9 protein-coding genes and 1 pseudogene are annotated in these 9,616 nt (G+C 52.6%); 3 read left to right on the plus strand and 7 right to left on the minus strand.

Features of this window, described 5'->3' with window-relative positions:
- From CAG65_RS22130 to CAG65_RS01900, 3 genes and pseudogenes are all read left to right on the plus strand, one after another.
- Nucleotides 1–181: pseudogene (locus CAG65_RS22130) on the plus strand (hypothetical protein); the annotation flags it as partial.
- Nucleotides 178–1,728: a cryptochrome/photolyase family protein gene (locus tag CAG65_RS01895; protein ID WP_161451793.1), complete on the plus strand. Its 1,551-nt coding sequence runs from the start codon at nt 178–180 to the stop codon at nt 1,726–1,728. The pseudogene CAG65_RS22130 and the gene CAG65_RS01895, both read left to right, overlap by 4 nt.
- 22 nt (nt 1,729–1,750) lie before the next feature.
- Nucleotides 1,751–2,458 carry an SDR family oxidoreductase gene (locus CAG65_RS01900; protein WP_161451795.1) on the plus strand — a complete coding sequence of 236 codons (708 nt, stop codon included), beginning with the start codon at nt 1,751–1,753 and terminating at the stop codon, nt 2,456–2,458.
- Between the two features lie 30 nt (nt 2,459–2,488).
- Here the strand turns inward: CAG65_RS01900 and CAG65_RS01905 are convergent, their stop codons facing one another.
- The 7 genes from CAG65_RS01905 to betI form a co-directional block, all read right to left on the minus strand.
- Nucleotides 2,489–2,644 carry a DUF2256 domain-containing protein gene (locus tag CAG65_RS01905; RefSeq protein WP_161451796.1) on the minus strand — a complete coding sequence of 52 codons (156 nt, stop codon included), beginning with the start codon at nt 2,642–2,644 and terminating at the stop codon, nt 2,489–2,491.
- Nucleotides 2,645–2,713: 69 nt separating this feature from the next.
- A complete protein-coding gene (choV, locus tag CAG65_RS01910) occupies nt 2,714–3,898 on the minus strand; it encodes a choline ABC transporter ATP-binding protein (RefSeq protein WP_021705070.1) in 1,185 nt (394 codons plus the stop codon).
- A gap of 3 nt (nt 3,899–3,901) precedes the next feature.
- On the minus strand, nt 3,902–4,750 hold the full coding sequence (gene choW, locus CAG65_RS01915) for a choline ABC transporter permease subunit (protein ID WP_040902519.1): 849 nt from the start codon (nt 4,748–4,750) through the stop codon (nt 3,902–3,904).
- Nucleotides 4,751–4,799: 49 nt separating this feature from the next.
- Nucleotides 4,800–5,738, minus strand: coding sequence for a choline ABC transporter substrate-binding protein (locus tag CAG65_RS01920; protein WP_161451799.1), 939 nt, complete (start codon nt 5,736–5,738; stop codon nt 4,800–4,802).
- A 42-nt stretch (nt 5,739–5,780) separates the two neighbouring features.
- On the minus strand, nt 5,781–7,481 hold the full coding sequence (betA, locus tag CAG65_RS01925; protein ID WP_161451801.1) for a choline dehydrogenase: 1,701 nt from the start codon (nt 7,479–7,481) through the stop codon (nt 5,781–5,783).
- A 20-nt stretch (nt 7,482–7,501) separates the two neighbouring features.
- On the minus strand, nt 7,502–8,962 hold the full coding sequence (gene betB, locus CAG65_RS01930) for a betaine-aldehyde dehydrogenase (RefSeq protein WP_161451803.1): 1,461 nt from the start codon (nt 8,960–8,962) through the stop codon (nt 7,502–7,504).
- A gap of 74 nt (nt 8,963–9,036) precedes the next feature.
- Nucleotides 9,037–9,615, minus strand: a complete 579-nt coding sequence (gene betI, locus CAG65_RS01935; RefSeq protein WP_337247538.1) for a transcriptional regulator BetI — start codon at nt 9,613–9,615, stop codon at nt 9,037–9,039.
- Nucleotide 9,616: the final 1 nt, after the last annotated feature.

The raw sequence follows: 9,616 nt of genomic DNA on the forward strand, positions 1-9,616 counted from the left end.
TCTCGCAGGAGTGGGCGCCGACCCAAGAGGGCATCGTCATTTTGATTTGGAGAAACAGACTCAGATGTATGACCCGAAACAGCGATTTATTCAACGTTGGAAGGGACGGGAGACTGTCACCGGTATTGACGGGCGAGATGTGGCTGAATGGCCGCGGAAATACCCGGGGAATTCGCAATGAAATTTCGGCGGGTGCGATTCATTCTCGGCGACCAACTCAATCACCAACATTCCTGGTTCGAGCAGGTTGACCCGCAGACATTATACGTCATCGCGGAACTGCACCAGGAGCAGAAATATGTCCTGCATCATGTTCAGAAGCAGTGTGCGTTCTTGGCTGCCATGCGTCAGTTTGCCAATGCGCTGACAGAGGCCGGTCATGAGGTGCACTACCTCGATTTGGACCAGACTGCACGCTACCGGGATCTGACAGAGCTGTTGGCTGACGTCTGTCAGCAGGCTGGGGCCGAACTGTTACAGTATCAGCGGCCGGATGAGTACAGGTTGTTGACTCAGTTAGCCGATTTTTCGCCGCCCAAAGTGGTTGTCGACTGTGTGGACAGCGAGCACTTCCTGTTGAATTTTGATGAGATTGACCAGCAGTTTCCGTGTGGAAAGCACGTACTGATGGAGCATTTCTATCGCCGCATGAGAACCCGATTTGATCTGTTGATGGATGAGCAAGGCAAACCGCTGGGCGGGAAGTGGAATTTTGATGCAGAGAATCGTAATAAACTGAAGATCAGCGACCTTGAGTCATTGCCTCAACCTTTGCAGTTTGCCAATGACGTCAGTGAAATCCTGGAGCGACTACAGCGTCATCAGATCGCCAACTTTGGCCGGGCCGAGGTGGCTTTGTTGTGGCCGGTTAGCCGGGCTCAGGCGCTCACACAGTTGGCGCACTTTTGCCAGGTCTGCCTGCCAAACTTCGGGCGCTTTCAGGATGCGATGACGTGTCAGCATCCGAGCCAGTGGAGTTTGTACCACAGTCGCCTGTCATTCGCACTGAATTGCAAGCTGCTCTCGCCGCTCGAAGTGGTTGAGGCAGCGATTGATACCTTCCATCATGTCAAAGGTGCTATCAGCCTGGCTCAGGTTGAAGGCTTCGTTCGACAGATCGTGGGCTGGCGGGAATACGTACGCGGTATTTACTGGGCAAATATGCCGGGTTATGCGAAGCGCAATCTTCTTAATGCCGGCCGACCGTTGCCAGAGTACTTCTGGAACGCACAAACACACATGAACTGCGTCCATCATGCGGTGTCGCAGTCGCTTAACTATGCGTATGCCCATCATATACAGCGCCTGATGGTGACCGGGAACTTTGCCATGCTCGCCGAGCTCAATCCGGATCAGGTGGATGCCTGGTATTTGGGCATTTATGTCGATGCTCTGGAGTGGGTAGAAATGCCTAACACTCGCGGGATGGCGTTGTTTGCCGATGGCGGCATCATTGCGACAAAACCGTATGCGGCCAGCGGCTCTTACATTAATCGGATGAGCGACTATTGCTCATCGTGTCGTTATCGAGTGAAAGAGCGCAGTGGTGATCTCGCTTGCCCGCTAAACAGTCTGTATTGGCGATTTATGGTCAAGCATCGCGACCAACTGGCAAATAACCCGAGGATCGGCATGGTCTACCGCAATTGGGACAAACTTACGGCGGAGGCTCAGGATGCTATTCTTGCTACTGCAGAGAAGAATCTACAACGACTTGAGAGTTTGTAAGGTGTAAGGGGAACAGTGCTACATGGAGATTCTGATTGTTGGCGGAAATGGCGGGATTGGCCGAGCGCTGGTTAAGGAAGCATTATCACGATTTCCTGGTGCGAATGTGCATGCCACTTATCGTCGTGAATGCCCGGAAATGGTGGCCGCTAATCTTATATGGCATCGGATGGACGTGGAAAATGAATCTTCGATCGAGCAGGTGGCTTTATCCATGACCCGTTTGGATTGGATCATCAATACCGTCGGGCTGCTGCATTGTGATGGTCAGATGCCGGAGAAGAACAGTCAGTCCGTTGAAGCGGGTTTCTTTATGCATAATATGATGGTCAATGCGCTGCCGACCTTGCTACTGGCTAAACATTTTCGTCCTCTGCTCAAAGGCAGCCGTCAGCCACTACTCGCAGCGCTGTCCGCCAGAGTAGGCAGTATTTCAGACAATCGGTTAGGTGGTTGGTACAGTTATCGAGCTTCGAAAGCCGCCTTGAATATGATCATTAAAACACTGGCTTTGGAATGGTCAAGAACCCTGCCTGCCAGCGTGGTGGTGACGTTGCATCCTGGAACCACAGATACGCCGTTGTCGTCGCCATTTCAAAGTAAGGTTGCACCTGATAAGTTGTTTACACCCGAACGGGTGGCCCGCGATTTGTTGACTGTGCTCAGCTCTTTGAAGGCGACAGATAGCGGGCGATTTCTGGCGTACGATGGGAGCAAGTTACCCTGGTAAATGAGTAAGGCCGCATGAGCGGCCTTGAATTTAGTGCTTGTCGGCAGATTTCTGGCGAGTACGACGACAACGTTCAGAGCAGTACTTGACGTCTTGCCAGCAGTGTTGCCACTTCCGGCGCCAGTAAAACGGTCGTTGGCATACCGGACAAATCTTACTGTCCAGATGACATTTTACGTGTGCCATATGGTGGTTCTGACTCAAGATTACGGATGAATACTTGGTCAGTCATACGTGTCTCGGCCGCCTGACAGATCACGCCGCGTGTTCGCTTTGGTAATTCCCAAGTAGCGCGTTGTAGAAGTCGCTGTCGTCCAGTACCCCCACCAGTTGCTGATTTTCAACCAGTAGGATTGGGTGGCCGCTGCGATGCTTGAGTTCAATCGCGTCTCGCATATCAATGTCTGGTGTTGCGGCCAGCAGCATGTCTGAATTGATGTCGTCCAGGCTCATGCTGTCGTCCCAGTGCACCAGCGTCAGGTCGCTATCGCTGTGGACATTAAATGCCGAGTTATCCGACTCCACCCAAGTTTCACTGCTCTGACAAACCTTCCAGCGGTTGCCCTGCTGTTCCAGTGCTGTGACTGGTTGCATCAGAGAGCGGCCCTTTAGCACGTTGAGCGGGTTGGTGTGGGCAACGAAGTCTTTTACATACTCAGTTTTGGGAGTCAGAACGATCTCTTCCGGTTTGCCATGTTGAATCAGACGGCCGGACTCCATAATTGCGATGTTGTTGCCGATTTTCAGCGCTTCATCCAGGTCGTGGCTGACGAACAGAATGGTTTTGTTCAGCTTGCTTTGCAGCGCCAACAGCTCATCTTGGAGCTGCGCTCGGATAAGTGGATCCAACGCGGAAAACGGCTCATCCATCAGCAAGATATCGGTGTCCATCGCAAAGGCACGTGCCAGACCGACACGTTGCTGCATACCACCGGACAATTCGTGAGGGAACTTGTCTTCCCATTCCGCCAGGCCGACCATTTCCAACTGTGTGCGAGCGCGCTCACGGCGCTCGGCTTTACTGACGCCCTGCATTTCCAGGCCAAATGCAACGTTGTCGAGTACGCTCAGCCATGGCATCAAAGCAAATTTCTGAAAAACCATCGAGACACGGTGGGTGCGCAGTTGACGCAGAGTTGCTTCGTCACACTGTGCTAAGTCAACCTGATTGTCTCCGTCTTTCACTTTAAGCGCACCACGGCTGATGGCATTGAGCCCGTTTACTGCTCTCAGCAGGCTGGATTTACCTGAGCCGGACAAGCCCATTAACACGCAAATTTCGCCTTCTTTGACGGACATGCTGACGTTGTCGACACCGACGACCTGACCGGTCTGATCGATGATTTCCTGGCGGCTTAAACCTGAGTCCAGCAGCGTCAGTGCTTTTTGCGGAGCGTCGCCAAACACGACGTCCAGTTGTTCAATTGTAATCGCGTCCATGGGTCAGGCCTCTTTGTTATTCTGATTCGGAGTTTTACACAGGCGGTCGAGAATGATGGCAACCAACACAATCGCTAAGCCCGCTTCGAAACCCTGAGAAATGTTCACGGTGTTCAGGGCTCGGATTACGGGTTTGCCCAGCCCGTCAGCCCCTACCAGAGCAGCGATTACTACCATAGATAGCGACAACATAATGCATTGAGTAATACCGGCCATAATGCTTGGGAGCGCCGCAGGCAATTCCACTTTAAACAGCAATTTCATTCGGCTGGCTCCGAAGGCTTTGCCCGCTTCCACCAGTTCTTCCGGTACACGTGTCATTCCCAGATAGGTGAGTCGGATAGGGGCGGCGATGGCGAATATGATCGTTGAAATCAAGCCCGGTACGATACCTAAGCCGAACAAAACCAGTGTCGGGATCAGATAGACAAAGGTCGGTACGGTCTGCATCAAGTCCAGAATTGGCCGCAACAGGGTGTATAACCAGGGTCGATGGGATGCCATGATCCCAAGAGGTACGCCAATTAATACGGAAATCGTTGTCGCTGCAAACACCAGGACAAAGGTTTCCAGCATTTCTTGCCAGTAGCCCAGATTGAGTATCAACAGTAGTGCGGCGACAACAAAAACGACCAGAGATACTTTGCGATGCAGATACCACGCCAGTGCTGCCGTGATAGCGATGGGCAGTGCAGGGGGCATCCATTTAAATACGTCGACCAGGAATAAAATCACAGTCTCTAAGAAATACGAAATCGCATCAAACAGGCCGGAAGCGTTCATGGTTAGCCAGTCAACACCGGTCTCCATCCATTGGCCTAGGGGAATTTTGTGGTCAGTTATTATATTCACGGTATTACCTTATGGACGGTGGATTTGCATCCACCGTCTCCTGTATGTCTTATGCGTTGTTCAGATACGTTGTTACGGCTTGAGTCGCCTCTTTGCCGTCGAGCGTCTTCACGCCTTTAAGCCAGGTTTGTACCTGTTCTGGGTGTTTCTTCAGCCAAGCACGTGCCGCTTTGGCTGGTTTTTCGTTCTGGTTGAGGATGGCTTCCATCAACTCGTTTTCCATCTCAAGGCTAAACTTGAGATTTTGCAGCAATCCGCCGACGTTTTGGCATTCGGAGGTATAACCTTTACGCACGTTGGTGTAGACGCTGGCACCGCCATAGTTCGGACCGAAGTAGTCGTCACCACCGTCGAGGTATTCCATATCGATGTTGCTGTTCATTGGGTGCGGTGCCCAGCCCAGATAAACAATCCACTGATTGCGGCGTACTGCGCGTGCAACCTGCGAAACCATGCCCGCTTCGCTTGACTCTACCAGGCTGAATGAGTTCAGTTTGAAGGCATCAGAGTCAATCATGGATTGGATCAGGCGGTTGCCGTCGTTGCCAGGTTCGATGCCGTAGATGCGGCTTTTGAATTTGTCGGCATTTTTGGCGATGTCGGCGAAGCTTTTCACGCCAGCGTCGTACACGTATTTTGGTACGGCCAGTGTGTACTTGGCGCCTTCAAGGTTAGCGCGCAGTGTTTCTACCGTGCCTGCGTCGCGATACTTGGCAATGTCGCCTTCCATGGTTGGCATCCAGTTGCCAAGGAAGACGTCAATATCACCGTTGGCCATTGAAGAGTAGGTGACCGGAACCGACAGCAGGTCGATCTTGGTTTTGTAGCCCATGCCCTTCAGCAGTTCGGTGGTGACGGCGGTGGTCGCGGTAATGTCCGTCCAACCAACGTCAGCAAAACGCACGGTTTCACATTGGTTGGCGTAGGCACCAAAGGCCGTCATCGAACACAGTCCGAAGGTGAGCAGAGTTTTTTTCGTCGTAGACATGATTTTTCCTTGTAATGATTACTGACTTTAAAGTGCTAAAAATTAAGAGATGTCTTCCAGCTCTCTTACTGGCGGATGAAGTCTTTGCTTGTCCTGCCAGTCCGGTGCAATCCATACGGGCACGTTGGATGGCGCCAATTCGGGTTTTCCTAAAATGAAATCGGCTGCGCGCTCGGCCACCATGATGGTAGGCGCATTCAGGTTGCCGTTTGGAATGGTCGGGAAGACAGAAGAATCGACCACTCTCAGGTTGTTGATCCCGCGGACCCGACAGTGCTCATCCAGCACAGCCATTGGATCGTTGTCGCTGCCCATTTTGCAGGTGCATGACGGGTGATATGCGCTTTCCACGTTCTCTTTCACCCACTGGTCGATCGCTTGGTCTGATGTCACTTCAACGCTTGGCTGAATTTCCGTGCCCCGGTATGCATCCATCGCCGGTTGTGACAAGATTTCACGGGTCAAGCGTATGCAGTCCCGCCAGTCTTGCTTATCCTGCTCGGTGGAAATGTAGTTAAACAGGATCTCCGGTTTAACGTGCGGATCACTTGAGGTAATGGCTACGTGACCGCGGCTTTCCGGTTTGTTCGGACCGACGTGAACCTGGAAGCCGTGTCCATCGAATGCTGCCTGGCCGTCATAACGCATTGCGGCAGGCAGGAAGTGGTATTGAACGTTTGGCCATTTCAGACCTTTGCGTGAGCGGATAAAGGCACAAGACTCAAAGTGGTTAGTGGCACCCAGCCCTTTGCGAGTCAGAATCCACTCTGTACCGATCAACCCTTTACTGACCAAACCCAGCTTGCTATTAAGCGTGATCGGCTGCTTACACTCATACTGAAAATACACTTCTAAGTGATCCTGAAGGTTTTGACCCACGCCTGGCAGATCATGCTCAACTGGGACGCCTGCATTCTCCAGTACAGTCTTCGGGCCGATGCCTGACAACTGAAGCAGTTGCGGTGAACCGACCGAACCGGCACTGGAGATCACTTCACGTGCGGCGAAAGCTTTCATCACTTTGCCGGATTTTTCGAATTCAATGCCATACGCAGTGCGGTTCTCCATCAAGATTTTGCGTGCCACAATGCCTTTCATCAGCGTCAGGTTCGGGCGCTTCAACGCACGGCGCAGATAGGCATTTGATGTGGAGGCACGAACACCGTTTTTGACCGTCATGTGCATCGGCCCAAAACCTTCCTGCTGGTAGGCATTGTAATCGTCGGTGTCCGGGTAGCCCGCTTGCTGACCCGCATCAATAAATGCCTGATACAGGGGATTTAACTGCATGTCATTGCCGTTGCAGGTGCCAAGTGGCCCAGCGCCACCTCGGTATTCGTTTTCTCCGCCAATCCAGGTTTCCGCGCGGCGGAAGTAGGGCAGACAAGCCTGATAGTTCCAGCCAGTGGCGCCATGGGTTTCCCATTCGTCGAAATCGCAGGCATGACCACGCACATACACCATGCCGTTGATGGATGAGCTGCCACCCAGCACTTTACCCCGTGGGCAGTGCAGGCGGCGTCCGTCCAGCCCCGGCTCAGGTAGCGACTCGAACTGCCAGGCATACTTTTCCGTATTCATCGGATACGACAGTGCAGTAGGCATCTGGATAAAGATGCTGCGATCTGTGCCGCCGGCTTCCAGCAGCAGGACGCTATGCTCGCCGGATTCGCTGAGACGATCAGCCAACACACAGCCGGCCGAGCCCGCGCCGACGATAATATAATCGTAGCGTAGTTGCATAGTTGTTGTTCTCCGGAGGTTTAAGCGTAAGGGCTGGCGAAGTCGCCGAGCTCTATCAGCACGCTTTTCGTCTGGGTATAGTGGAGTAGGGTTTCCGGCCCGTTTTCTCGGCCGACGCCTGAGTGTTTGTAACCGCCGACCGGCATCTCTGCTGGAGAATCACCCCAGGTGTTGACCCAACAGATACCCGCCTGAAGCTGGTGGATAACACGGTGAGCGCGTGACAGGTTTTGAGTGAACACGCCTGCGGCAAGGCCATAATCAGTATCGTTCGCACGGCGAATTACTTCGTCTTCATCGCGGAACGTCAACACCGACATCACCGGACCAAAAATTTCGTTTTGCACGTGAGGCATGTCATCGCTGCTGTCCGTAAACACTGTTGGTGCGACAAAGTTACCGTTTTCCAGGCCGTGACCTGTGACGCGGTAACCACCGGTCAGCAGCGTCGCGCCGCTGGCTTTCGCGGCTTCAATAGCGCCGAGTACTTTTTCAAGATGCTCGGTCGAGATCAGCGCGCCAATTTGGGTTTGCATGTCCATAGGATTACCGACAATCAGCTTCTCGGTACGGCTTTTCAGTTGCTCGATGAAACGGCCATACAGGCTTTCGTGAACAAAAACGCGCGTACCATTGGTGCACACTTCACCCTGAGTGTAGAAGTTAGCCACCATGGCCGCAGAAACAGCATGATCCAGGTTGGCATCGTCAAAGATGATCATTGGCGATTTTCCGCCCAGTTCCATCGTCACGGATTTGAGCGTTTTTGCGCTGTCAGACATGACGGTTTTACCCGTACCGGATTCACCCGTGAACGACACTTTTGCAATCAAAGGGTGGGAAGTCAGCATCTGACCGACACGATAGTCGCCCTGAACTACGTTAAAAACGCCGTCCGGCATGCCGGCTTCAGTGAAGATCTCTGCCAGTTTCAATGCGGTCAGTGGGGTTTCTTCTGACGGTTTAAAAATCATGGCGTTGCCAGCGGCCAGAGCAGGGGCGGATTTCCACATCGCGATTTGAATCGGGTAGTTCCACGCGCCGATACCGGCACAGATGCCAAGTGGTTCGCGGCGGGTGTAGAAGAACTGGTTTTCACTCAGCGGTTGTTGTTCGCCTTGCATAGCAGGTGCCAGACCAGCAAAGTATTCAATGACATCGGCACCCGTCACGATGTCCACTTCGGTGGCTTCCTGCAGAGGCTTACCTGTATCGAGTACTTCCAGCTTTGCCAGTTCGTCATTTCGTGCTCTAAGGATTTCGACAGCTTTGAGCAAAATGCGGCTGCGCTCTACTGGTGTCATGGCAGACCAAACTTGAAATCCACGCTGCGCTGATTCGATCGCTGCTTCCACGTCGGATGCCGACGCTTGACCGATTTCTGCGATGGCTTCGCCGTTGGCTGGGTTGTAGCTGATAAAGCATTCGCCTGAGGTCGCTTCAGTGTGCTGACCGTTGATGTATTGTGATTTCTTTTCCATATGCATGCTGACTTAATTTATTTTGATTTAATGATGGAGTTGTCATAACTCTCGTCTGGCGACCGGAGACTCAATCAGTAAGCCTGGCCGGCGTAAAACGTGAGTTGTTTGTCCAGATAATCGTTGATGATGGTTCGGGCTTTATCTGCGTTAATACCGTCGGGGTTGAGCGCCCCGCGCAGCCAGATACCATCAATCAGTGATGCAATGCCGTGCGCAACCATCTCTGCGGTATCACCCGGCAACAACGCTTTTAATTCAATTCGTAAGTGAGAAAGCAGGCGTTTCTCGTTCACTCGCTGCAGGCGCTTTAATTCCGGGTCATGCATCGAGTAGGACCAGAATGCAAGCCAGGTTTTTGCGACTTTATTTTCTGCCTGATAACCGACGAAGTTGCCGTCGATGATGGCATTGATACGTTGTAGATGCGCTTCTTTGGGCAGAACTCTTAACCGAGAGGTTACCGTTTCGGACAACTGACGCAGAATGGCGCGCATGGTCTCTTCCAGAAGGCCATGTTTGCCGCCGAAGTAATGATTGATAATACCAGTCGACACACCGGCCTCCTTGCTGATCAGGGAGATGCTGGCATTGTGTAGACCGACACGTTCAATCACGGTCATGGTGGCATTCACCAGTTGTGGTTTTCGGATG

The organism is Vibrio sp. V39_P1S14PM300, assembly GCF_009904765.1.
In the GTDB taxonomy this organism is placed as follows: domain Bacteria; phylum Pseudomonadota; class Gammaproteobacteria; order Enterobacterales; family Vibrionaceae; genus Vibrio; species Vibrio proteolyticus.